Consider the following 25,260-nt stretch of genomic DNA (forward strand, 5'->3'; position numbering starts at 1 on the left):
TATTTTTAGGGGATCATCCCATATTTAGCCCGGGCCTGCGCCTTCGACATGCCGTCGAAATGCCACCATTCCGTGGTATTGACCTTGAATCCCACCTTGGTCATCACTTTGCGTAGAAGCTGGCGGTTTTCAATCTGTTTGACCGTCAGCTTTCCTTTTTTTAACATTTCCTGCTCCGAACGCGGATATGCCAGCGGACCGAAATAGTCGAACTTAGTACCCATATCCAGCGGATTCCCTTTGTCGTCGGCGATTGTAAGGTCTATTGCACAACCAAAGTTATGATTGGACCCTATTTTGGGATCTGCTACATATTGCGTTTTGCTCCGTGCCGGTATATTCAGATGATCCAATGCATTCCAGAGATCGTATTGGGCGGAGTTGGGGCGAGCGGCATCGTAGATAAGGAGCTTATAACCAGATTTTTCCTTTTTTAGCAATGCATTAGCCTTGGTAAGCCGTTTAGCCATTTCGGGTTGCAAATATGCATGTCTGAGTTCGCCGTACACATCGCGCCCGATGAAGTTATCGGTGGTTGAGTATTTTAATTCTACCAAAATATCAGGATCTAGTTTCTGGACGTCTAGTAACCCTCTTTCGATCATTTTTTGTTCGATAACCGGAAGTGGGCGCGATGATTGGGCGATACTTCGAAGCGGAGCCAGGGCAAGCAGCAGTAGGCTTAGTGTGGGTTTGACCATAAAAAAATATCTCTGCAAGGGGTGCAAAGATATTCTTTTTTGATTGGATCGATGGGGTAGCCTAATATCGTTTGATGTTAATGCTGGTCAGGCCGCCTTCGTAATGTACAATCACCTTTTTGGCAGCCGTGTCAAAATTGGCGGAGCGGTAATGTCCATCGCCGACTTTATTAAGACCTTCCATATTTTTGGCATTCAATGCACCGTCCATGCGCATTTCGCAGCCGACGGATTCAGGAATTTCCAGCGTTACCGAAGCGACACCTGCTTCTATGTCGACATTAGTAGTAGATATTTTGTCACCGAGCCGGATATCCATATCTGCGACACCGGTGCTTACTTCCAGTTTTTCAACCTTATAATTGCTGAAATCAAAATCACCCTTTCCTGCGCCGATGCCAAGATCGATGTTCCAGATTGGCTTTTCATTCAGTTGTATCTTGGCCTGATTCGAAATTTCTCCATTTTTAATTTTGACATTTCCTTCCTCCATTTTCAAGGAAACTGTTGCCGAGTTGTCCAGTTTATTGATCGATGTGTTCGACCTGAAACCAACAACAGTGCTTTTGGTGGCTGCTTCGAAAAGTTTGGCGGTGTTGCCGTTCAACGAGAATGATCCTGCGCCGCCTTCGAGACTGAAATTGGCTTTTTGGATAAAATCCTGCATCTCATAATTGTAAGACCCGTTGACAGGCTTGTCACCATCTTTCCAACGCTCTTTCTGATAATCATTGTCGTGCCCATCCTCATTATCCTCGTCATCGCCGTTGTCGTCGTGATGATAGCCGTAATCATGATCGTCGTCGTCATCCCAGTCAAAATGCCAGTTGTCGCCGTGGTTGTCGATTGCCTGGTGCGTTTTGTTAACGATACCACCAAAAACAGCCAGCGTGATAAGCAATGCAACGATGCCACCTGAGCCACGTTCCCTGCCTGCCGCCATCAGGATCGCTCCGGCGAGGATCAGAAGCACGGGCCAGTAGGGAAGTACCGCGTCCCAATCTATATTTAACAAATTCATACTCCTGAGTAGCCAGATCATTCCGAGAATGATCAGTAAACCACCCCAAACGATACCACGTGAGTTTCTCATGATCATTAGATGTTTGATCGGTTAGCACTGTCGGAATTCAGAAAATTGCGCAGAAGGAGTAATCCGCCGGTTACTATCAGCATAATGGGCCAGAAGAAGCGTCCGAAATCGAAGGAAGTTAATTCTTCTACCAGGAACAGTGACCCGATAACGATGAGGATTACACCCCAGAAAATGTTTTTGAAATTCATGGCTATATGTTTTTGTGGTAAATGCAGGAGGTAATGGTCAGTTGACCTTGATAACATCGTCATCACCATTGTTCGGCTTTTTCAATTCAGGGTCTTCGGGGAAATGCGCTCCGGAGGTGGGACTTGGTGAAAATGGCGTGTAAGGTTGCGGATCGGGGCCGGGATCGATCGGTTCCACGGGAGGTGGCGTTGTCGGGTACACTGTCGTGTTGTTCTCCTGCTGCTTGTCGCGCTGGCGAAGGATCAGGAATGCACCGACGGCAATCAGGACGATCGGCCAGAAGTATTTTTTGAACTGGTACCAAACCGGAAAATCATCTACGAGCATTAAAGCGCCAAAGAAAATCAGCACACCACCGAGGATCATCATGGTTTGATCCGATTTCTTTTTATCGAACAGCGGTTCTGATGGTTTGGAAGGCTCGGAGCTAAATGTAGTGTGCGATGTATATGTTTCTGCGGGGCCGGTTGGCAGCACAGCCCACAAAATAATATATAGCAGTCCGGTCATTCCAAAGCCGGGAGGTAAAATAGGTAATGCCATTACGACAAAAATCACGCGGACGATTACCACGTCAATTTGCAGATATTGGGCTACTCCCGAGCAAACTCCTCCGAAAACTGCCTGGTCAGGTATACGGTGCAATTTCTTTTCCATGATTAGTTTAGTGTTTATTTGTAATCAAAGGTAGTATGTAATGCAAGATACTGTAAACCGGAAAATTATTATCGGCGGGAGGGCGTGTTAAGCGGATATTTTTGGTGAGAATGTGTTTTAAATGCGTGAAAAACGGCGTTATTGTTCTTCGAGTGCTTCGAGGATGTCCATCATCGAGCCAAAATCCTTGTAGCCTGGCCGGATTTCGTCGCTTCCGCGTAATGCGATGCCGATGTTCGGCAAAAGTTCGGTTAGCGCGCTGACGGTAAATTCGTTATCAAGTCCAAAACCTACAAGCACAGGATAGTCGGCTTCTATTTTACCCAAAATCTGCATCCAGGCTTCGGATAACTCCGCCTCGTTATCGCTTTCGAGCAGGAAATGCGTCACTTCGCCTTCGTAGCGGCTCAAAATGGGGATGATCTCATCGACATCGTAAAAATCAACACTTATGCGTAGCAACAGCGGCACGCCAAGTTCCGCACGAAGATAGTTGAGCAACCCTGAATCATTTACTTGCACGGCATGAACGGGATATTCCGATAGCGTAGCTAAAATCGCTTCCGGATCGGTCTTTGCCGTCTCCGCCACGAGCGTCACGCCAGCCAGCCAGGAGCAGATATCTTCGAATTTTTTGGGAGAAATATAATTAGGAGAATCTTCGTCAATAGAAAAACCGAGCATTTCTACGCCCATTCCCGCACAATAGCGCGCGTCGGAGAGGTTGGTAACATTGCTGATTTTTACGGTTTTAGTTAGCATTGAGAATTTGCAGATGCGGATCGTCGTCCGGATGTTCAAAACATGGTTCAGCAAAATTAGGCAAAACCCGCTATAATCATTCAATCTTTCCTGCATGGAGCTTTTCAACCGGGAAAATAAGGTCCCAGTCTCTGCCCCAAACGATATTACCTCGTTCGATTTTGAATTTTTTGAAATGACTTGCCTTCTTGTATTTATTGTATTGCGGATGGGGGTGCTCTATCAGGAAGGGCTCGAAGTCGACAACCTGCTGCGTCAGATCAGAAAGCCGATCAGAATTTTGTATTCTGAGATATATTCGGCGCTAACAATTTTTGTCATAATCTTCTGGTAATCTTTAAACTCTTAATTTTCTTTTTGAGAACAAAGAAATCAGTCCATTTATTCACAATGTCCTGCGCATAATGTTCGACCACTTTTTGTGCTTCTTTAAGCTTAGGAGCCGGAAGAGGTTTTGCCCGCATGGTTTTCGCAACCGCACTTACTTTAGAGTACCATTTTCAAAGAATATTTCGAAAACACTTTCATACGCATTGTAAGAAACGTGAATGTAATTAGGGAGGTGTTCATTGGAATAAAAATAAAACATCATTCCGAAATATTCGAGAACTTTGGCATAGTCTGTGTGATAAGTACAGCCAAAACTATCGAAAAGACTCACACAAAAAGACGGGCGTTACCGGCTGCTCATTGCCGGCAACGCCCGTCTAATCAAACGGATAATTTACTTACTTCGCCGAAAACTTATACTTCGTAGTCGTATGATAGGTTTCGCCAGGGTTCAATGTGGTCGTCGGGAACTGCGGCTGGTTTGGTGAATCGGGGTAATGCTCGGTTTCGAGGCATAGGCCGAAACGTTTTGTGTAGGTGGCGCCTTTTCCGGTCAGTTTGCCGTCGAGGAAGTTGCCAGTGTAGAACTGTACAGCTGGCTCGGTGGTGAAAACTTCCATCACACGGCCGCTTTCAGGTTCGTGCACGGTAGCGAATTGGACCAGGCCGTCGCCGCTGCGTTTGATCACCCAGCAATGGTCGTAGCCTCCGCCTGCTTTAATCTGCTCATCTTCGGTTTTATTGATACCAGCACTTATTTTGGTTGCATTGCGGAAATCAAATGGGGTTCCTTCCACAGCGCGCAATTTTCCGGTCGGGATCAATGTGGTGTCTACGGGTACAATGCTATCCGATAGAATAGTCACCTCGTGGTCGAGAATGTCGCGTTTCAGGCCGGTGAGGTTGAAGTACGAGTGGTTCGTCAGGTTCACAACGGTCTGTTTGTCGGTCGTTGCGGTATAGTCGATCGTCAAACTATTTTCGTTATCCAGCGTATAAACCACTTTCACGGTCAGGTTACCTGGGTAGCCTTCTTCCATATCCTTGCTGGTGTATTCGAGTTGCAACCCAACGGTGGAATCTTGTTTGATCTCCGTCGCCTTCCAAAGCACTTTGTCGAAGCCCTTGGTGCCGCCGTGCAATGCATTCGGGCCATTGTTGATCGCCAGTGAGTATTCCTGACCATTCAGTTTGAATTTCCCTTTGGCAATACGGTTACCATAACGACCCACCAGCGCGCCGAAGAAAGGATGACCGCTCAAATAAGATGGCAATGAGTCAAAACCCAACACAACATCCGCCCATTCGCCTTTTTTATCAGGGGCAGTCAGCTTCGTGATGATCCCACCGTAGTTGGTAATGTTGACGGTCATACCGTTGGCATTTGTCAGCGTGTAAAGGTCAGCCTGCTGGCCGTCGGGAAGCTGGCCGAAAGCCTCTTTGGAAATAGTACTGATCATTTTTTCTTCGTTCTTGGTTTTTGAGCAGCTGAAAATGGCCAAGCCAACCAGCGCGGTGAGTAAAAAAGGGATTCTTCTCATGGTCAAAGGTTCAGAGTTTGTGTAAATGGTCAGATTATGCCAGCGCAACCTCCTCGGTACCGTCCGTGATTTTCACTCGGTAGCAAGGCAGGTCAATTTTGTATTTTTCAAGATAAGCTTGCTTCATTTTGGTTTCAAACGTATCCACAGCATCTTTTTTTACCAAATTGATTGTACAACCTCCGAAACCACCTCCCATCATCCGCGCGCCGAGCACCGAATCGTCGTCCAGGGTTTGTTCAACCAGAAAGTCGAGTTCCGGGCAGCTTACCTCGTACTCATTTTGGAGCCCGAAATGGGTTTCATACATTTTCTTGCCAAAATCCGGGAGGTTACCTTGCACGAGCAGGTCACAGGCGTCCTGCACGCGCTGGATTTCCTCGGTCATGAACTTGCAGCGTCGGTAAACAACGTCGCCCATTTCCGCTTTATGCGCTTCCACTAATGCAGGAGTTGCGTCGCGCAGGCTCAACACTTTGGGGTCATATTGTTGCATAATAGCCGTTCCTTTCTCGCATTCCTGTCGGCGGGTATTGTATTCGGAGCTTGCCAGTGAATGTTTTACCAATGTGTCGCAAAGCACGATGAGGTAATCGTTCATCGGGAAAGGGAAGTATTCGTATTCCAGCGAGCGGCAATCGAGGCGGATTACCGACTCTTCTTTGCCGAATGCGGAAGCAAACTGATCCATGATGCCGCATTGTACGCCTACATATTCATTTTCAGCCTTTTGAGACATTTTGACGATGCTGAAACGATCGAGGTTCAGTCCATACATTTCATTTAAGGCAAACAACAGGCAGCATTCCAGCGCCGCTGAGGACGATAGTCCTGCACCAACCGGCACATTACCGCCAAATGCAGCCTGAAATCCACCGATTTTTAAACCCTTTTTATAAATCTGCTCGATAATGCCCAACTGATAATGTGGCCATGATTTTTCAGGTTTGGAAAGATCATCCAGTGCAAAGGAATAAGTCTGGTCGAGGTCGGCGGCATAGAGGATCACCTGGTCGTCTTCCCGTGGAGCGATCACGAAATACACAGCTTTGTCCACACTTGCGGGTAATACAAAGCCATTATTATAGTCGGTATGCTCGCCGATGAGGTTAATGCGGCCTGGTGAGCGGAAAACACGCACCTCTTCACGCGTAGCGGTGCCGAATTTTAAAAAATATTTGTCCTGGATACCTTCTGCGATATCGGTTTCTGTTAGTAGCATTTCAGTTTCGGTCGATTTAATATCCTTTTACAAGGTTCACTTCATTAGCGATGGCGACGCCGTTTTGTATTGCCAAAATATTGTTCAGAAATAAATCTACTTTACCCATATGTTCATTTTTGTGCCCGCCGCCGGTATGCTGGGTCAAAATAACATTGTCCATTTGCCAAAGCGGGCTTTCGGCCGGGAGCGGCTCGATCTCCGTTACATCGAGTACAGCACCATCCAGTTTATTTGACTTCAAAGCGTCTATTAATGCATTTTCATCGGTAGTACTGCCCCGTCCCACACTCGCGTAAACACTCTTTTCTTTCATTTTAGAAATGAACTCAGCGTTCACAAAACATTGTGCCGTGCCTGGTAAAGTGTTTATAACCAGATCGGCATTTGGAAGCTCGTTGAAAAGGTCCTCTTTGCTGCGAAGATCGGCCTCGGGAGATGTGCGTGCCATTAAATGCGTCGTACAGCCCAGCCCCTTCAAGATCGCATTAACCGATTGGCCAATCGTCCCGGCGCCAAGTATGATCACATTCTGTTTATACAAGAGCTTTAATTCAGCCCGAAGCGGCGTGCCGATCCATTCTGTTTTCTGTTTCAAAAGTGTCAGCCGGTCGATGCCCCGGTACAATGCCAGCACGCCACCTACGATCGACTCCGCGCACGGACGTGCAAACCAGTCGCCCATATTGGCGGTTTTGATTTGATCGGGAATGGTGATGGAAGCGTATTGATCAAATCCCGCCGAATCGAGTTGCCAAAATTTCAGGTTGGCAGGGACTGATTCGAACCAGGCAACCGGTGGGTTACCGAGGATATAATCGGCGCTCGCAAACCAGGATTTCAGTTCTTCATTACTGGTGGTTTCTGTGCGGAAGTGGATCTGATGCTGCGTTGTAAGCGCTTCGCTGAGCTTGGTATTGAGCGAGTCGTCGAGTAAGGAATGGCAGTATATGATCATTGATTGTTTTTGTTTTAAAGAAGCAAGGTAAAATGATTTACCTGTAATACCCGCTAGTCACAGGCGGGAAACGGGCTTTTATTCTACACAATTCTGCCATTTTAAATCTTTTTCAAAATTTTCTTAGCCCTCGACACAAATGCGGGCTGCTCGAACTCAATCGATTCCTCAATGAATACGCGCAATTCCTTTTTAATCTCGGGGTAAATCTCGGAAAGATTGAACAGAATGGTCAGGCAAAAAGCGCGTATCGCGATCGCAAGCTGTCGGTTGCCAACCAGCACAAATGCCGCGTCCATCAATTCGCCATGGAATTCGGCCGGGATGGAAATATCCTGCAAAATCCGCGCACTATTTCGGACAACAGCGTCATGGACATCGGTGCGTTTCAACTGGCTGATCAGCACGCCGATATACGGCTTGATGAGCTCAGGCCGCTCGCGTGTCGCAATGCTTGCGCTATATGCCGCGCGTTGTGCGAGCCGGTATTCATCGGATTCGAAGCAATGCATCAGTCCCTTAAATGCCTCCGGAGAGGTGCAGGCGTATTCGGCTACCTTCGTCGCCTTCCATTTGGATTGATACGGATCTGCCAGCAGTTCGTGTCGGATATCCATAGAGCAAATGTTAAATGCAAATGCCCCACATTTTCCGCAGGGCATTCGCAATTTGTCGAACCGATCAATTACTTGATCTCACCGACCATATCTTCTGGTTTCACCCACGCGTCGAACTCTTCCGGTGTGAGGTAACCCAATGCAACAGCCGTTTCCTTCAATGTAGAGCCATTCTTGTGGGCAGTCTGTGCGATTTCAGCAGCTTTGTAATAACCGATTTTGGTATTTAATGCGGTAACCAACATTAGCGAGTTGTTCACGTGCTTTTTGATATTCTCATGCAATGGCTCGATACCTACAGCGCAATTGTCGTTGAAAGAGACGCACACATCGCCGATCAAACGCGCCGAATGCAGGAAATTATAAGCCATTAAAGGTTTAAACACATTCAATTCGAAATGACCATTCGATCCGCCAATGCTGATTGCCACGTCGTTACCCATTACTTGCGCGGCCACCATGGTCATCGCTTCGCATTGGGTTGGGTTCACCTTACCTGGCATGATAGAGCTACCTGGCTCATTATCAGGAATATGTATCTCGCCGATACCCGAGCGTGGGCCCGACGAAAGCATGCGGATGTCATTACCGATTTTCATCAAACTCACAGCAACGGTTTTCAATGCACCGTGCGCTTCCACGATCGCGTCGTGCGCTGCGAGCGCTTCAAATTTGTTTTCAGCGGTAATAAATGGTAATCCGGTCAATGCGGCAATGTGGCGCGCTACATTTTCAGAATAGCCAGGAGGTGTATTAATGCCAGTTCCAACTGCAGTACCGCCTAATGCGAGCTCAGAAAGGTGCGACAATGTGTTGTGAATGGCTTTCAAACCATGATCCAGTTGCGAGGCGTAGCCCGAAAATTCCTGGCCAAGCGTCAATGGCGTCGCGTCCATAAAATGGGTACGACCGATTTTGACTACGTTTTTAAATGCTTCCGCTTTTGCCTTCAATGTGTCGCGCAGCTTCACAATGCCCGGGATCGTCACGTCTACCAGAATTTTGTAAGCCGCAATGTGCATCGCAGTAGGGTAGGTGTCGTTCGATGACTGCGATTTGTTCACGTCATCATTCGGGTGCAAAAACTTGGTTTTATCAGCCAGATCTCCTCCCTGCACTACGTGGCCGCGATAGGCGATCACCTCGTTACAGTTCATATTCGACTGTGTTCCCGATCCGGTTTGCCATACTACCAATGGGAATTGGTCGTCGAGCTGGTCAGTAAGGATTTCATCGCAGACTTTGCCAATAAGGTCGCTTTTTTCTTGTGGGAGAATGCCCGCCTCGAAATTGGTGATAGCGGCGGCTTTTTTCAGGTATGCGAAGGCTTTGATGATCTCCCTCGGCATTTTATTGATATCCTGTGCGATAGGAAAGTTCTGGATCGAGCGTTGCGTCTGGGCGCCCCAGTATACATGGGCAGGCACCTGCACTTCGCCCATCGTGTCTTTTTCTATACGGTATTCCATTTGAAGTAGAATGATAATGTAAATGAACAATGTGCGGTAAAGTTAGGATCGGGCTTGCAGTTTTTGGTGTTTTTTGTGGATAAATGTTCAGGTCTGAAAAAAGAATGTTTAGATTGGCGCGCCGACATCCTGAACACCACTTTTATGATTCCCAAAATCGATATCTATCCGAATTACGCCATGATGAGCTATGCTGCCGCGGAGCGCGTCATCGACCTGATGAACCACAAACCCGAAGCGGTCATTTGCTTTCCGTCGGGGAGCACACCAAAAGGAATGTTTGATGCATTGGTGGCAGCCAGCCAGAAAGGCCGGGTCGATTTCGGCCGATGCGTATTCATTGGTCTCGATGAGTGGATAGGCCTTGGTGCCGGCGACGATGGCAGTTGCCGCGACCTTCTTGACCGCGATTTCTTGAAACCTATCGGCCTTCGGGATGCTCAGATCGTCTTTTTCGACGGCAAGGCGCTCGATCCGCAAGCTGAATGCAATCGCGTCAACAAAATTGTGGAAAGCCTCGGCGGTCTCGACCTGATCGTACTAGGCGTGGGTATGAACGGCCACCTTGCGCTCAATGAGCCGGGCACTTCCTGGGATACCTATGCGCATATTTCCGAGCTTGATACCATCACAAAGGAAGTAGGGCAAAAATATTTCAACCAACCGACCGTACTTACTCGCGGCATCACCGTCGGTATCCGGCACATTCTGGAAGCACGCTCGGCCATTTTACTGGCTTCGGGTAGTGCAAAAGCCCCGGTTATCGAGCGAGCGCTTGCGTTTCCGGTTTCAAAAGACTTCCCGGCAACGGTATTGCAGAATCATTTGAGCGCGGACTTTATCCTCGATGCCGATGCCGCGGAGTTGATCTCGTAATGGTTTAGATGTTCTAAACTTACTGGCGAGAATGCTTCATAGGCGAGAAGTTTACCGGCATTTCCCGTGAAATATTGATCAATGAAGTAATTTTGCGGGCACCAAATCAATCGCAAGAACTCATTTTGACACTCGAAGAAAAAATAACCCTATCGGAAACCCGGGTTTTCAAAACTGTCTTTCCTAACAACACCAATCACTACGACACGCTTTTCGGAGGGACGGCGCTATCGATGATGGATGAAGTCGCATTTATCGCCGCAACGCGTTTCTCGAGATTGCGCTGCGTGACCGTTTCATCCGACCGCATTGATTTTACACATCCGATCCCGGCCGGTACTATTATCGAGCTGGTGGGACGGGTTGAAACTGTTGGCAATACCAGTATGAAGGTACGGGTGGACATTTTTGTCGAGAAAATGTATGAGGAGAGCCGGGAGAAGGCGGTGACGGGTATTTTTACCTTCGTTGCATTGGATGAAAATCAAAAGCCAACCCGAATTTTACCGTAATAATACCGTTAGAAAAGTTTTTTCAACCGAAAGATAAAAAGATTTTTTTGGACAGTTATATTTAGCGTTTCCCGGCACTACGCGTATCCTGTACAATGAACTCACGTTACTTTCTCTTTTCGGGCATTTTTGCCGTGTTTTTGTTATTGTTAACCGAAATCCTGCTTCGTATCGGTCTTTTGTTTTTCGGCTATTCTTTCCTCCGGCCCTCCGATCACCTTTATTCGGGATTTTATCATAATATGCAAGATGTCCGTAAAAAAGAAATCCGGCGAGGGGGCGACGTGAAAAATGTGTTGATCCTGGGCGGTTCGGTGGTAAGTTCAGCTTGGACGCATATGGAAAGCAGGCTGGACACGATCCTGCAAAAGCATTATGGAAAAAGGGCACGATTTGCTTTTTATAACGTAGCAGATGCCGGCCATACTTCCAGGGACAATGCTGTGAAATACAGTTTATTAGAAGACAAACGCTTTGACCTCGTACTATACTATGAGGCGATTAACGAAAACAGGGCTAACAATGTTCCGGCAAAAGACTTTCGCCAGGACTACTCGCACATGCGCTGGTATCGCGATATCTACCTTCTGCAAGCTCATCCGGAGATCAATATTACCGTAATACCGTATTTGCTCGATAAGGTGATAGGCAATGTTAAAGACCGCCTGGAACATCGCGTATACATTAGCCATGGGGAGGTCGACCCACAGTTCGCGCAATATGGTTCGGATATCAAGACGAAAGAAACCTATCGGCGAAATTTAGAGGAGATTATAGCCACTGCCAAAAAGCGGGGTGACAAACTTTTGCTAATGAGCTATGCATCTTTTTTTCCCGAAAACGTCGTGCTGACCGGTGAAGAAAAGGATATGGAACATTTTGCAGGATGCAACAGATTTGTCGCTACGCCGGTCGTGATGTGGGGCAGGCCGGAGAACGTCAAAAAAGGTGTAGACGTACATAACCGGGTTTTAAGAGAGCTGGTTAGCAAGTACAACACGTTATTTCTTGACCTGGAGCATCTAATGCCGAAAGACCAAAAACTGTTTTGCGATGTTTGTCATTTGAGCGGACCTGGGGCAAAACGTTTGGCACATGAGATTTCGGGATTTATCATACAACAGAAATTGCTGGAATAGCGCGTGTTGAAAATCGACGGGAAGAGGCAGTGACAGGTATTTTTACCTTCGTTGCATTGGATAAGAATCTTAAGCGAAGCCAGGCTTCTGTAACAATACCTTTGGAAAGTTTTTTCAGCCGAAAGATAATTTAATAATATAAAGATTTTTTTGGACAGTTATATTAGTATTTCCGGGCGCTATGCGTATCGATGTACAATGAAATCACGTCACTTTGAAATCACGTTACTTTCTCTTTCCGGGCATTTTTGCCGTGTTTTTGTTATTGTTAACCGAAATCCTGCTCCGTATTGGTCTTTTGTTTTTCGGCTATCCCTTCTTCCGGCCCTCCGACTACCTGTATTCCGCGTTTTACGACAACATGAAGGAAGTCCGGGAAAAAGAAATTAAGCGAAACGGCGACGTAAAAAATGTGTTGATCCTGGGCGGTTCAGTGGTTAGTACGCCATGGTCGCACATGGAGAGCCGATTAGATACAATTCTGCAAAAGCATTACGGCAAGGGAAATCGCTACGCCTTTTACAATATAGCGTCGGCAGGCCAGACATCGAGGGATATTCTTTTAAAATACAACCTGCTGGACGACAAACGGTTCGATTTGGTGATCTATTATGAAGCAATCAATGAGAACCGCGCCAATAATATTCCCGCTAAGTATTTCAAACAGGATTACTCACATATCGGGTGGTATCGTGACATTGAGTTGTTGAGAAGTCGTTCCGAAATAAACCTGACGGTCATCCCTTATGTTTTACAAAAGATGGTAGGTGCTATCCAAGACAAGCTGACCCATCGGATTTATGTAAGTCATGAAAAAGTGGACCCGCAATTCGAAAAGTTCGGTTCCGACATCAAAACCGCCGGTCCTTATCACAGTAATATCAGTGGAATTATAAAGATTGCGCAATCACGTGGTGATAAATTGCTCCTGTTGAGTTATGCGTCCTATTTCCCGGAAAATGTAATACTGACAGGCGACGACAAGGATTCAGAACATTTTGCGGGATGCAGATTTGCGTCGCCGGTTAAGATCTGGGGTAAGCCAGAGAATACAAAAAAGGGCATTGGCGTGCACAACAGCATTATACGTAAGCTTGCCAAACAACACAAAACGCTATTCCTCGATATGGAAAACGAGATGCCGAAAGACCCCAAACTCTTCTGCGATGTTTGCCATGTGAGCGAACCGGGCGCCCAGCGTTTTGCCCATGAAATTGCAGAATTTATCATACGGTGTAAAATACTGGAATAGCTAACCGGGTGTCATTAGCCAAAATGCTTATCTTGCACGCCTTTTGAACGGTGTGGTACGGAAACTAAACATAGCAAATTAAATACGCTTTAATGAAAATTTTAGGCATCTCGGCTTTCTATCATGACTCGGCCGCGGCTCTCATTGACAATGGTGAAATAGTAGCCGCAGCTCAGGAAGAGCGCTTCACCCGTAAGAAACACGATCCCGGCTTCCCCTCCAATGCAGTCGCATTTTGTCTGGAATACGGCGGATTATCCATTAATGAGCTCGACGCTATCGTTTTTTACGATAAACCGCTTCTAAAATTCGAAAGATTGCTCGAAACCTACTACGCATTCGCTCCTAAGGGCGTACGTTCGTTTCTTACGGCAATGCCGGTCTGGATCAAGGAAAAGATGTTCCTGAAACGGCTGATCAACGAAGAACTGGAAAAGCTGGGTTACGATAAAAAGAAGAAGGTGAAAATGCTCTTCCCTGAGCACCACCTGTCGCACGCTGCCAGCGCTTACTATCCTTCTCCTTTTGAAAAATCGGCAATCCTGACAATCGATGGTGTCGGTGAGTGGGCTACTGCATCGATCTGTCTTGGTGAAGGAAAGGACATCAGTATTTTGAAAGAACTCCGATTCCCGCATTCACTAGGGTTGTTGTATTCCGCATTTACCTATTTCCTTGGTTTTCGTGTAAACTCGGGGGAATATAAGCTAATGGGACTTGCGCCTTATGGTAATCCGTCGTCGCCGGATATCAAACGCTATGAAGACATTATCCTCAACGAACTGATCGATTTGAAAGAAGACGGGTCAGTTTGGCTGGATCAGGAGTATTTCGATTACGCAACGGGCCTGAAAATGGTCAATGAGCATAAATGGGAAACATTGTTCGGTTTTAAAACGCGTAAGCCCGAAGATGCACTCGAAGCAATACATTGTAATCTGGGTCTTGCCATCCAGAATATTACTGAAGAGGCGGTGGTGAGAATGGCGAAGGAAGCCAAACGACTTACTGGTGCCGAATATCTGTGCATGGCTGGTGGTGTTGCATTGAACTGTGTATCAAATGGTAAGCTGCAAAAAGCCAATATATTCAAAGATATTTTCATCCAGCCAGCTGCCGGTGATGCCGGTGGCGCGTTAGGCGCGGCACAGGCTGCTTATCACATCTTTTTTGGTCAGGAAAGAAAGATTACCTGGAAAGCGGACGCGATGCGCGGCTCTTATCTGGGCCCGACTTTCTCCGACCTGGATGTTGCATTGACCGCTAAGAAATACAAGGCCGTTTATACCTATTATGAGAACTTTAAAGATCTGACGCAGGAAGCCGCCCGGCTTCTTTCAGAAGGAAATGTGGTAGGCTGGATTCAGGGCCGGATGGAGTTTGGGCCGCGTGCACTTGGCGGGCGTAGTATCCTTGGTGACCCGCGTAATGCAGAAATGCAGAAAAAACTGAATCTGAAGATCAAATATCGGGAATCGTTCCGGCCGTTTGCTCCTTCTGTATTGGCGGAGGATTGTTCCGATTATTTTGATTACGAGGGGATTTCGCCCTACATGTTGCTCGTTCATCCCGTTGCCGAAAGTCGCCGCAAACCGGTCCCGTCCGACTATGGCTCACTTGATTTGCGGGAAAAGCTCTATTTCGAACGTTCCGACTTGCCTTCGATTACCCACATCGATTATTCTGCCCGTATTCAGACGGTACATAAAGACACAAATCCCCGGTACTACGAGCTGATTGATTCATTCAAGGCTTTAACGGGCTATGCGGTGATTGTAAATACCAGTTTTAACGTACGTGGCGAGCCTATCGTCTGCACACCAAATGATGCCTATCGCTGCTTCATGCGTACCGAAATGGACTATCTAGTAGTTGGTAACTATATTTTTGACAAAAAACAGCAGCCCGAATGGCTGGAAAAAGATAACTGGAAGGAAGAATTCGTTCTTGACTAACCCTCTATTCATTGAGCGCTCAAAGTAATGGCATCTAAAATTTTTACCAGTATTGTTCGCATTCTATTCCTTGGACTGCTGTTTGTGTTCCTATTTTATCCGGACAGGTTTCATATCAAGTTCGACTATCCCGGATACCCTCAAAGTGATAGCTGGCATGTTCGTCTGGCCAAGCTTGCGTTCTGGTTTTTGCTGATTATTGAGATCCTGCGCATGTTTTACTATGGCGTGGTGAAAAGCAAGACCAAAGGCTTGGTGGCTAACGTTGGGACGATTTTGACGCCGCTCATTGTCGTACTCATATTCCTGGAAATCATTTTCATGTATGTGCCTCAAAGTCACGAAGGTGTGCTGTCGAAAGCGTCGCAGATATGGTGGGAGAAATACTGGAAGCCGGTCAACTCGTTGGGGTATCACGACAAGGAAATCCAGAATGAGCCAGGAAAAAAGAAAATCCTTGTAATTGGCGACTCATTTGCTGCGGGACATGGGCTTAAAGATGTAAACGAGCGCTTTTCAAATATGCTCGAAGCGAAGTTGGGTCCCGACAAATACACAATTTATAACCTCGGAATGTCAGGAGCAGATACGCGCGATGAGGTAAAGCGCTTGCAGGATTTTCCCATTAAGCCGGACATTATTATCCTCGAATATTTCCCGAATGATATTGAAAAAGTGGGCCGTGAAAAGGGTTTGACGCTCACAGGCGCGGAACCATATGCTGATCTGAAAGGCCCGATGGCAACAATTGTGAAGCGTTTTTATTTGCCGAATTTCATTTACTGGCAATTACCGCACACGGGATTCAGCACTTTTGAAAAATTTGTGCAAACTGCATATACTGATACAACAGTGCTTAATGCGCATTTGAGAGACCTTTCAGGAATGCTCGCTTATCGCGATAGCACCAAGGCGCAAATGTACGCTGTGTTCATTCCATTTCTTTTCCAGGTCGACAAGAGTGCTGGTTATACCAAGCCGGTTGAACAATACTTGCGCTCAAAAAACGTAACAACTGTTGGTATCAATGACGGAGTGGTGAAAATACCGGAGAAAGAGCGTGTTGTAGGCAAAAATGACGGTCATGGAAGCGCGACACTCAATCAATTGATCGCCGATAGGCTTTACGAGGCAATCAACAAACGATAACTCATTATTAATGTACAGCTTGTGCATTAAAAGTAATTAAGTCTTACATTTGATTTTCTAAACATTCTATTAAAATGGATTTTTTAACAGATTTATTTGCATTTATGAAGGAGCGCAAGAAGTGGTGGCTTGCTCCTGTGATTATCGTCCTGCTCCTTATTGGTGTGCTCATCGTGATCGGTGGTGGTTCGGCGGTTGCACCTTTCATCTACACATTGTTCTGATTCTTTCAGTTCAACGCAGATCAATCCAAATCATATCTGAAACCTTCGCTCGGTAGCATTGCAACAGGCATTGCTACCGATAGGAATACTAATTATTAAAATGAGTGAATCTGAAAAAGTCAAAGCCCAGCTTGTGATCGTGACAGGGCTGGTTGTCCTGTACTTTATTTTTAAATCCCAATATCCTTATTTGTTGATTGCGGCGGCGGCAATTGGCGTTTTGAGCATTGCAATCCCTGTTTTTGGTGATTTGATCGTCAAACTTTGGTATAAGATAGCCGAAGTATTAGGTGCAATAAACGGGAAGATCCTGCTTTCGGTGGTCTTTTTCGTTGTCTTATTTCCGGTTGCATTGCTTGCCAGATTAACCAAGAAAAACCCGCTTCACCTGAAAAAGGAAGATTCAAATACTGTCTTTACGGAACGTAATCACAAATATTCGGCGAAAGATCTCGAACAGGTCTGGTAGGCGTAAATAGCAATACTTAAACCTAAAAGGCCTGTTTTCAGGCCTTTTTTTTGCGACATGCGCGATCGTAAAGCAATTGAAGCATCCCATCTTTCAGCCCGACATCCGGAACATGTATGATGTTGGCGCCTGCCCAGCGCATGGCTGAGGTATAAATATCACCTGCCGGTACAATAACGTCTGCACGGTCGGGGTTGAGTTGCAGTTTGTTGATCCGGTCGGCGAGTGAGAATCGATCAATATAATCGCGCATCCGCTGGATTTCTTCGAGGCTGGTAGAGCTCTCCGTCAATTTGGATGACAGGTCGAACAGTTTATTGATATTGCCGCCAGTACCTACTGCCTGTATGGGTTGACTGTAGTCGACATTTTGGTTGATCCATTCCTTAATCTTCAACCAGGAATTCTTGGATTCTTTCCCTTCCAAAAGGCGTACAGACCCGAGTTTGAAGGATTTGGCAGTAATCTTCTGTTTATCCTTATACAAGTTTAGTTCGGTACTTCCACCACCAACATCTATGTGGATATACTGACCCTCACCCAGAGATTGTACTACCACGTTGTTGACGAGCTCGGCCTCTTTTTGTCCATCAATGATCTGGATATGGATGCCCGTGCGTCGTTCGATATGATCGCGGACATCCTGACCGTTCGCGGCTTCACGCATGGCGGAGGTGGAACAGGCCATAAAGTCGTCGACCTCATGGAGTTCCATCAGCAACTGGTAGGCCAGCATCAGTTTCATCATCCTGTCCTCGCTTTGTGGGGTAATGAGCCCTTGTGTGAAAACATCATGTCCCAGGCGAAGCGGAAAGCGAACATATTCAACCTTCTTAAAGCGTGAAATGCCTTCGTCGTGCAAAACGGATGAGATTTGCATACGGGCACCATTGGATCCGATATCGATGGCTGCGAATTTCAAAAGGTCGTTAAATAGGGGAGTTAATAAAGGCCAAAAATAGACTTTCGCGGACAAGTTTCAATACCTGCCCGCGAAAGTTCATATGTAAAAACTACATTTGATGACCAATCTGATATAAAAGCTTCACCTTTAAGCCGGGGCCTGCGCTGTGTTTCAGGGGGGTAACTGCTTTGAAATAATTAACCCAGTAACCTTCCGCCTGCACGACGATCGGATGCCATGACTTTTCAATTCCTAGTGCGAAATTCATGGAAGTAATTGGGGAAGTATCGCCTTTTTTAGAGATAGTCTGGTTGAAGAATTCGTTTTTGGGACCACGGCAATCGAAGGAAATCATTTCTTTGGACGAAAGCCTGATATTCGTTCCCATGCTTGCGTAATACGCCCAGTCATCTTTGACCGTATTTCTAAAAGCCAGAGTAAGTGGCATCTGCACGATGCTCTGGTCGATTTTGATATTGTACAGATTGAATATAAGCGGCACTTCGCCCGGATGCGTCGTTTTGAAATCCCTGCGGTTCTTTTCTCTAAAAACGGTTTCATTGAAGAATTCCGCAGGCTTCACTTTCAGCCAGGTAATGCCTGCTGCTATGGAGAATTTCTTCCTGATAATAACTTCTCCCAACACAGTTTTACCCGAGCCATTTCCTTCCACCTGAAACCCGGCGCCGAATCTGTAAGGTGTTTTTAGTGGTAATTTGGGGATTACGCTTTCAGCTTGAGCGACTTGTTCGGTCTTTTTGCCGGAAACCGCTGCTTTGGCAATTTGCATGTTAGCAAGTAATGCTTTTTGTACCTGCCGGTTTGAAAGCTTATTGGCGAGTTCGTACTGCATTTTCCGCGTCAAAGATATGCTGTTGCCAATCTCAGCAAAGTTCTCGATAGCTTTTAACTGGAAATCGCTGCCAAAAGTCCTACCGCTATTGCCCGAAGCTGGTACATTCTGAGTATCGACAGAGTTAGCATTTACTCCAATTTGCTGATTCGTCGTACCATATTGAGATTGAAAGGCGGTATTTTCTAGGGTCTGTTGCGCTTCAAACGGCGACTGCCTGGTTTTGTCAGGTGTTGCGGTGGCAGGCCTCTCAATTGAGGAGAATTCTGCGCGGTTTGGTAAGCCTGCCGCGATTGCGTTGGTAGGCTCATCGGCCACATGCAAGGGCTGTTGTGGCTTCACCTTCGGGTAAAACTCATGCGCGAGCTCCGTTGCCTGTAAGCTCTGCCCATCAGGCGTAGCTTGCAGCACATAAACGGTGTCCGTTTTAGCGATTTGCGCCGGCTGGTTTCGTATCACCTCTATCTGGCTTTGCAGGCTCTTCACATCCTGCACCAGATGGTCGTTTTGCGAGAGCTGACCGACATACAGATAAGCCATTACCGACGTCACAGACGCGGCGGCGGCGTACCCGATCCAGGAACCATATTGTTGCACGAACGAGGGTGGTGTGTGGGCCTGCATGTAGTTTTGCATACGGACCCAGTCCTTTTCTTGAAAGTCCGGTTCGATACTCTCTAATTTGCGACGTATAGTGTTCTCAAATTTATTAGTTTTCATTGCCTCTAAATGACTTGACAGCCCAATCACTTGGGAAGAGATGTGGGTAATATTGTTTGATCAAATGCTGCAAGCGAGCCCGGGCACGCACATAATGCGATCTTACCGTTGCCTCGTTGATTTGCAGCAGGTCTGCTATTTCACGATGATTGTAGCCATCCACCACGTATAACAAAAATACATTCTTATAAACCGGCTTGATCTGTTGGATCAATTCCAGTATTTCATCGGCAGTGATCTGACCTATTATGTCTTCATCGAATTTAGGATAAGGCGCGTCTTCAAGGGCAATCACATCTTCGGTGTGCTTTTTGTGCTTCCGGTAATAGCTGATCGCCGTGTTCACCATGATCGTCCGCAGCCAGGCTTTGAAAGGGTGATTGGGGTCGTACTTTCCCAGGTTGTTAAATACTTTTAGAAAACCTTCATTCAAAACCTCTTCGGCTTCCTCCATCGTGGAAGTATATCGTAGACATATGCTTTTTGAATAGCCAAAAAACTGTTTGTATAAGTGCCTCTGTGCCTGGTTATCCCCGGCAATACATGCCGTTACGACCGACTCAAAGTCGTTTTCGTTAAAAGATATTTTTCTTTTAAAAAGCAAGGTCAGGGTTTCAAGTTGTCAGGGATAGAATTTCTCACATTTGAATACGTCCCTACTCGCAAAACTGTTGCAATAAAATACGAAAAGTTTTTCGCGTTCGGGAATACTGATGATGTGAAAAAAACGAAAAAAAAGCGCTTACCATGCAACATGGGCTTTGGAGGGGGCGTAAAGGCAGATAATGGTCCGACAATTTCAAAAAGACCGTCGTGGCATTAAGGCGCGTCGATAGGTACAGCGAGGGGCTTTTGTTCAATGCCAACGGGGCTTTAAGGAGAAAATAAAGTATTTGTCGCCATTACGGTGGACAATTCAGTTAAAATATTGTTGTTCAATGTGGACGGGACTTTCAGCAAGGAATTGAAAAACCTGTGAAACGTCGTCCTGGAAAGCGTTAATCGAATTTTGTTAGGGGTGAGTTGGAATACGGTGCTGGATTTTCCGGGGCCGTATTTATTTTTTCGAGGATAGCATTTCCAGTGCCGACGAATTTTTGATTTCACCCATCACAAAAAGACTGTGCGTGCTGCCGATATTTTCCAACGAGCCCAGTTTTTGCATCAGGAATTGCTGATACTGCGACATGTCATCTACCACCACTTTCAGCAAGAAATCATAATCCCCGGAGATATTGAAGCATTCCATTACTTCCGGCATAGCCGATACAGCTTTCACGAATTTTTCCCCCATTACTTTTGAATGCTCTTTCAGAGCAATGTTGCAGAAGGCCATCAGCTTCTTGCCCACCTTCTCCCGGTCGACCAGCGCGACATACCTTTTGATAATTCCTTCTTTTTCCAGCCGGCGCACGCGTTCATATACAGGCGTGTAAGAAAGATTTAACTTTTCCGACAATTCGCGGGTTTTCAAGGTAGCGTCCTGTTGCAGCAAATGCAGGATTTTGGCATCGATATCGTCCAGATTATGCATAGATAGAATATCTTTATTCACTTCAAGATGTCCTCGAAGATAGATAAATAATTTAGGGTTAACTGGAAGTGTTAGACTTTTAATCTAAATTTTTCAATTTAATTGAACAAAACATCTATTAACTTAAATTTGTCAATTCAAAAGCATGTGCTTTTCCGGCGAAATGATAATCATATATTAAAACACTTATGGTAGCAACTCAAAAAGCAGATATCCGCGAAATTCTGAAAAACCGTATTTTGGTACTGGATGGAGCTATGGGTACGATGATCCAGCGGTATAAATTGCAGGATCACGACTACCGGGGGGAACGGTTCGCGGACTGGTCGCGTGATGTGAAAGGGAACAATGATTTGCTTTCACTGACGCGTCCCGACATTATCAAGGAAATACACGCCGCCTATTTCGAGGCAGGAGCGGACATTGCCGAAACCAATACATTTTCGGGAACGACCATTGCCATGGCCGACTACGGTATGGAGGAGATTGTATATGAACTCAACTACGAATCAGCGCGGCTAGCCAGGCAGGTAGCGGATGAATTTACGGAGCGCGAGCCGCATAAACCACGTTTTGTTGCTGGTTCTATCGGTCCAACCAACCGTACGGCCTCACTTTCACCAGATGTAAACAATCCAGGATTCCGCGCGATCAGTTTTGATCAGTTGGTGGAGGCCTATTACGAGCAGGTAAAGGGCCTGACCGATGGAGGTTGCGACCTGCTGCTTGTTGAAACGATTTTTGATACGTTGAATGCAAAGGCGGCACTTTTTGCGATCGATCAGTTCTTTGCCGATGCGAAGGCGGGCAAGGTAGAACATCTTCCATCCTGGAAAATCGAACCGGGGCAGGCATTGCCGATCATGATCTCGGGTACCATTACGGATGCTTCGGGAAGAACGCTTTCTGGTCAAACCACAGAAGCTTTTCTAACCTCGGTGTCACATTTACCTCTGCTATCGGTTGGTCTGAACTGTGCATTAGGGGCTGATTTGATGCGTCCTTATGTTCAGATCCTGGCTAAGGAATCGCCGTTTTATACTTCTGCCCACCCAAATGCGGGGCTGCCCAACGAGATGGGTGAGTATGACGAAACGCCGGAGCAAATGGGCGAGGTGATTGATGGATTTCTAAGAGATAACCTGGTCAATATTATTGGAGGTTGCTGCGGAACTACGCCGGACCATATCCGCGTAATCGCTGAAACCGCTCAAAAATATGCGCCGAGACCACTTCCCGAGACCGAGACGGTGATGAAACTGTCGGGCCTCGAACCGGTAAAAATTAATGCATTAACCAACTTCGTGAATATCGGAGAGCGCTGTAATGTTACGGGTTCCAAGAAGTTTGCACGATTGATTCGGGAAAGCAAGTACGACGAAGCATTGAGCATCGCGCGCGAGCAGGTAGAAAGCGGCGCGCAGGTAATCGACGTGAACCTGGACGAAGGTATGATCGACGGCGTAGAAGCGATGAAAACGTTCGTGAACCTGATCGTTTCCGAACCTGATATTTCTAAAGTGCCGTTGATGATCGACTCTTCCAAATGGGAGGTGATCGAGTCGGGCTTGAAATGCGTGCAGGGGAAATCCATCGTAAACTCGATTTCTCTCAAAGAGGGGGAAGAGAAATTCAAAGAGTCGGCACAGACAGTTTTGCGTTATGGTGCTGCAACGGTGGTCATGGCTTTCGATGAAAAAGGGCAGGCAGACAATTACGAGCGCCGCATCGAGATCTGCGAACGCGCTTATAGAATTCTTGTGGACGAAGTTGGTTTTCCGCCAGAAGACATCATTTTTGACCCTAACATCCTGACCGTTGCAACGGGAATGGAGGAACATAATAATTACGCCGTCGATTTTATCAATGCCGTGCGGTGGATCAAAGGGAACCTTCCGCATGCGAAGGTTTCAGGTGGGGTATCCAACGTTTCGTTCAGTTTCCGTGGAAACGAGCCGGTTCGTGAAGCGATCCACACGGCGTTTCTTTACCACGCGATTAAGGCCGGTATGGACATGGGTATCGTAAATGCCGGTCAGATCGGTATCTATGATGAAATTCCAAAGGATGTTTTGGAGCTGGTGGAAGACGTGCTGCTGAATCGCCGCCCTGATTCTACCGAGCGACTTGTAAGCTATGCGGAAACGGTAAAGGACAAAGGCAAAACACAGAGCGGGCCTGACCTTTCGTGGAGACTGCTTCCTATTAAAGAACGTATTTCACATGCATTAGTAAAAGGTATTTCAGATTATGTAGACGAAGATATCGAGGAATGCCGTCATTTGTTCAGCCGCCCGCTGGAAGTAATTGAAGGTCCTTTAATGGATGGCATGAGCATCGTCGGCGATCTTTTTGGAGAAGGTAAAATGTTTCTGCCACAGGTCGTGAAGTCAGCCCGGGTGATGAAGAAGGCAGTGGCCTATCTTCAACCTTTTATTGAAGCTGAAAAAGAGGAAGGGAATTCTTCAGCAGGCAAGATTTTGATGGCGACGGTAAAAGGCGACGTGCACGATATTGGCAAAAATATCGTCGGCGTGGTGCTCGGTTGCAATAACTACGAAATCATCGACCTGGGCGTGATGGTGCCGACAGACAAAATTCTGGCAGCAGCCGAAGAGCATAAGGTAGACATTATCGGTTTGTCGGGATTGATTACTCCGTCATTGGATGAAATGGTAGGTGTTGCCAAAGAAATGGAGCGCAGGAATTTCAAGATCCCTTTGCTAATCGGTGGTGCAACTACTTCCCGCATTCATACGGCCGTGAAAATCGATCCAAATTACTCAGGGGCCGTAATCCATGTACTTGATGCATCGCGCTCGGTGCCAGTTGCCGGGAAGCTTATTCAGAGCGAGCAAAGCCAGGCAGAAGTATTGGCTGATATCAAGGCGGAATATGCTAAACTGCGTGATGATCACGCTAAACGAGGCGGTGAAAAGGCGCACGTGACCATTGCAAATGCCAGGAGTAACAAAGTAAAGATCGATTGGAGCGAGTTTAAGGCGGTGAAGCCGCAATTCCTGGGCACGCGGGTATACGACGATTATGATCTGGCCGAGATTTCGAAGTTTATCGACTGGACGCCTTTCTTCCAAACCTGGCAGTTGCACGGTAAATACCCGAAAATTTTTGAAGACAAGGTTGTAGGGCAAGAAGCGACGAAATTGTTCGAGGACGCCGCTGTTCTTTTAGGAGAGATCATCCGTGACAAAACTTTGAAGGCCCGTGCGGTAGTAGGCTTTTGGCCGGCCAACTCAATCGGCGACGACATTGTACTGCACCATTTTGATGAACAGACCCGCGAAGTGCTGTGCGAACGTCATGGCTCGCATCAACACATCGAATATAAGATCAGTCAGCAAGGAGTTGAAAACCTGAATGCCGGCGAATTGATAGCGGATACTGCCGCGGTATTGCACCATTTGCGCCAGCAAAGTCAGAAAGCCACGAATTTGCCAAATTACTGTCTGTCCGATTTCGTGGCACCGCTGGAATCCGGTCATACCGATTACGTGGGTGGTTTCGCGGTTACAGCGGGCATTGGAATCGAAGCTTTGCTCGAAAAATTTGAGAAAGATCATGACGATTATAACAGTATCATGGTTAAAGCTCTTGCCGACCGTCTCGTGGAGGCATTGGCCGAACTGATGCACGAAAAAGTGCGGAGGGAACTGTGGGGTTATGCCAAAAATGAAAGCTTCACAAATGAAGAATTAATCAAGGAAGAATACAAGGGTATCCGTCCTGCACCGGGCTACCCGGCTTGCCCTGATCACACAGAGAAACGTGACTTGTTTGATTTGCTGGATGCCGAAAAGTTGGGCATTACCCTCACGGAAAGCTTTGCTATGTATCCTGCAAGCAGTGTCAGTGGATGGTATTTCTCACATCCTGACAGTCGCTATTTCCCGGTTGGAAAGATTTATAAAGACCAGGTAGAAGACTATGCGCGCCGCAAAAACATGCCGGTCGAAGAGATCGAAAAATGGCTTTCACCGGTGCTGGGATATTAAGGTTCAAATATTTGAAAAGTGCAAAAGGAGAATAGTTCGTTACTATTCTCCTTTTTTTGTGCCTGAAATATAATTTTTTTATCAGAACGGCGTAATTAGGTGGTATACCGCACTTCAA

General features: G+C 46.6%; 24 protein-coding genes. 9 read left to right on the forward strand and 15 right to left on the reverse strand.

Translation table 11 applies throughout. The features are described 5' to 3' along the window. Positions 1–5 precede the first annotated feature (5 nt). The 11 genes from LZD49_RS07530 to fumC form a co-directional block, all read right to left on the reverse strand. The gene (locus LZD49_RS07530; RefSeq protein WP_409021307.1) at positions 6–701 is read right to left on the reverse strand and encodes a M15 family metallopeptidase; all 696 of its coding nucleotides are present in this window, start codon (positions 699–701) and stop codon (positions 6–8) included. 61 nt (positions 702–762) lie between these two features. Beyond that, positions 763–1,794, reverse strand: coding sequence for a LiaF transmembrane domain-containing protein (locus LZD49_RS07535; RefSeq protein ID WP_234666731.1), 1,032 nt, complete (start codon positions 1,792–1,794; stop codon positions 763–765). A 5-nt stretch (positions 1,795–1,799) separates the two neighbouring features. Continuing rightward, entirely contained in the window at positions 1,800–1,985 is a 186-nt protein-coding gene (locus LZD49_RS07540; protein ID WP_234666732.1) for a LiaI-LiaF-like domain-containing protein, read from the reverse strand. 37 nt (positions 1,986–2,022) lie between these two features. After that, positions 2,023–2,643 (reverse strand): PspC domain-containing protein, encoded by a 621-nt coding sequence (locus tag LZD49_RS07545; protein WP_234666733.1) that lies wholly within the window; start codon positions 2,641–2,643, stop codon positions 2,023–2,025. Between the two features lie 138 nt (positions 2,644–2,781). Further along, positions 2,782–3,405 (reverse strand): hypothetical protein, encoded by a 624-nt coding sequence (locus LZD49_RS07550; RefSeq protein ID WP_234666734.1) that lies wholly within the window; start codon positions 3,403–3,405, stop codon positions 2,782–2,784. A gap of 481 nt (positions 3,406–3,886) precedes the next feature. After that, the gene (locus tag LZD49_RS36000; protein WP_409021308.1) at positions 3,887–3,997 is read right to left on the reverse strand and encodes a DUF4160 domain-containing protein; all 111 of its coding nucleotides are present in this window, start codon (positions 3,995–3,997) and stop codon (positions 3,887–3,889) included. A 136-nt stretch (positions 3,998–4,133) separates the two neighbouring features. After that, the gene (locus LZD49_RS07555; protein WP_234666735.1) at positions 4,134–5,276 is read right to left on the reverse strand and encodes an aldose epimerase family protein; all 1,143 of its coding nucleotides are present in this window, start codon (positions 5,274–5,276) and stop codon (positions 4,134–4,136) included. A gap of 34 nt (positions 5,277–5,310) precedes the next feature. Further along, on the reverse strand, positions 5,311–6,498 hold the full coding sequence (gene galK / locus LZD49_RS07560) for a galactokinase (RefSeq protein ID WP_234666736.1): 1,188 nt from the start codon (positions 6,496–6,498) through the stop codon (positions 5,311–5,313). A 16-nt stretch (positions 6,499–6,514) separates the two neighbouring features. Continuing rightward, a complete protein-coding gene (locus tag LZD49_RS07565) occupies positions 6,515–7,456 on the reverse strand; it encodes a D-2-hydroxyacid dehydrogenase (protein ID WP_234666737.1) in 942 nt (313 codons plus the stop codon). Positions 7,457–7,557: 101 nt separating this feature from the next. After that, positions 7,558–8,073, reverse strand: a complete 516-nt coding sequence (locus LZD49_RS07570; RefSeq protein ID WP_234666738.1) for a hypothetical protein — start codon at positions 8,071–8,073, stop codon at positions 7,558–7,560. 68 nt (positions 8,074–8,141) lie between these two features. Then, positions 8,142–9,542 (reverse strand): class II fumarate hydratase, encoded by a 1,401-nt coding sequence (gene fumC, locus LZD49_RS07575; RefSeq protein ID WP_234666739.1) that lies wholly within the window; start codon positions 9,540–9,542, stop codon positions 8,142–8,144. Between the two features lie 144 nt (positions 9,543–9,686). Here fumC and LZD49_RS07580 point away from each other — a divergent pair, with 144 nt between their 5' ends. The 8 genes from LZD49_RS07580 (at position 9,687) to LZD49_RS07615 (ending at position 17,118) form a co-directional block, all read left to right on the forward strand. Further along, positions 9,687–10,418 carry a 6-phosphogluconolactonase gene (locus LZD49_RS07580; RefSeq protein ID WP_234666740.1) on the forward strand — a complete coding sequence of 244 codons (732 nt, stop codon included), beginning with the start codon at positions 9,687–9,689 and terminating at the stop codon, positions 10,416–10,418. 125 nt (positions 10,419–10,543) lie between these two features. Further along, positions 10,544–10,930: an acyl-CoA thioesterase gene (locus LZD49_RS07585; RefSeq protein WP_234666741.1), complete on the forward strand. Its 387-nt coding sequence runs from the start codon at positions 10,544–10,546 to the stop codon at positions 10,928–10,930. Positions 10,931–11,025: 95 nt separating this feature from the next. Then, positions 11,026–12,069 (forward strand): hypothetical protein, encoded by a 1,044-nt coding sequence (locus LZD49_RS07590; protein ID WP_234666742.1) that lies wholly within the window; start codon positions 11,026–11,028, stop codon positions 12,067–12,069. A 214-nt stretch (positions 12,070–12,283) separates the two neighbouring features. Beyond that, complete coding sequence (locus LZD49_RS07595) at positions 12,284–13,321, forward strand: hypothetical protein (RefSeq protein ID WP_234666743.1); 1,038 nt, start codon at positions 12,284–12,286, stop codon at positions 13,319–13,321. 92 nt (positions 13,322–13,413) lie between these two features. Continuing rightward, positions 13,414–15,276 (forward strand): carbamoyltransferase, encoded by a 1,863-nt coding sequence (locus LZD49_RS07600; RefSeq protein ID WP_234666744.1) that lies wholly within the window; start codon positions 13,414–13,416, stop codon positions 15,274–15,276. A gap of 27 nt (positions 15,277–15,303) precedes the next feature. Then, a complete protein-coding gene (locus LZD49_RS07605) occupies positions 15,304–16,425 on the forward strand; it encodes an SGNH/GDSL hydrolase family protein (RefSeq protein WP_234666745.1) in 1,122 nt (373 codons plus the stop codon). 74 nt (positions 16,426–16,499) lie between these two features. Next, complete coding sequence (locus tag LZD49_RS07610) at positions 16,500–16,649, forward strand: DUF5989 family protein (protein WP_015812275.1); 150 nt, start codon at positions 16,500–16,502, stop codon at positions 16,647–16,649. A 100-nt stretch (positions 16,650–16,749) separates the two neighbouring features. Next, positions 16,750–17,118: an SxtJ family membrane protein gene (locus LZD49_RS07615; RefSeq protein ID WP_234666746.1), complete on the forward strand. Its 369-nt coding sequence runs from the start codon at positions 16,750–16,752 to the stop codon at positions 17,116–17,118. Positions 17,119–17,155: 37 nt separating this feature from the next. On the opposite strand, the gene LZD49_RS07620 is transcribed toward LZD49_RS07615, so the two are convergent. From LZD49_RS07620 to LZD49_RS07635, 4 genes are all read right to left on the reverse strand, one after another. Continuing rightward, a complete protein-coding gene (locus LZD49_RS07620; protein WP_234666747.1) occupies positions 17,156–18,040 on the reverse strand; it encodes a Ppx/GppA phosphatase family protein in 885 nt (294 codons plus the stop codon). A 91-nt stretch (positions 18,041–18,131) separates the two neighbouring features. Beyond that, a complete protein-coding gene (locus LZD49_RS07625; protein WP_234666748.1) occupies positions 18,132–19,595 on the reverse strand; it encodes a hypothetical protein in 1,464 nt (487 codons plus the stop codon). Beyond that, positions 19,585–20,199: an RNA polymerase sigma factor gene (locus LZD49_RS07630; protein ID WP_234666749.1), complete on the reverse strand. Its 615-nt coding sequence runs from the start codon at positions 20,197–20,199 to the stop codon at positions 19,585–19,587. Before LZD49_RS07630 ends, LZD49_RS07625 begins: the two co-directional genes overlap by 11 nt. 453 nt (positions 20,200–20,652) lie before the next feature. Next, a complete protein-coding gene (locus LZD49_RS07635; protein WP_234666750.1) occupies positions 20,653–21,129 on the reverse strand; it encodes an Lrp/AsnC family transcriptional regulator in 477 nt (158 codons plus the stop codon). A 188-nt stretch (positions 21,130–21,317) separates the two neighbouring features. Between LZD49_RS07635 and metH the strand changes: the two genes are divergently transcribed. After that, a complete protein-coding gene (gene metH / locus LZD49_RS07640; RefSeq protein WP_234666751.1) occupies positions 21,318–25,142 on the forward strand; it encodes a methionine synthase in 3,825 nt (1,274 codons plus the stop codon). Positions 25,143–25,260 lie beyond the last annotated feature (118 nt).

This window comes from Dyadobacter sp. CY261, from assembly GCF_021440085.1.
In the GTDB taxonomy this organism is placed as follows: domain Bacteria; phylum Bacteroidota; class Bacteroidia; order Cytophagales; family Spirosomataceae; genus Dyadobacter.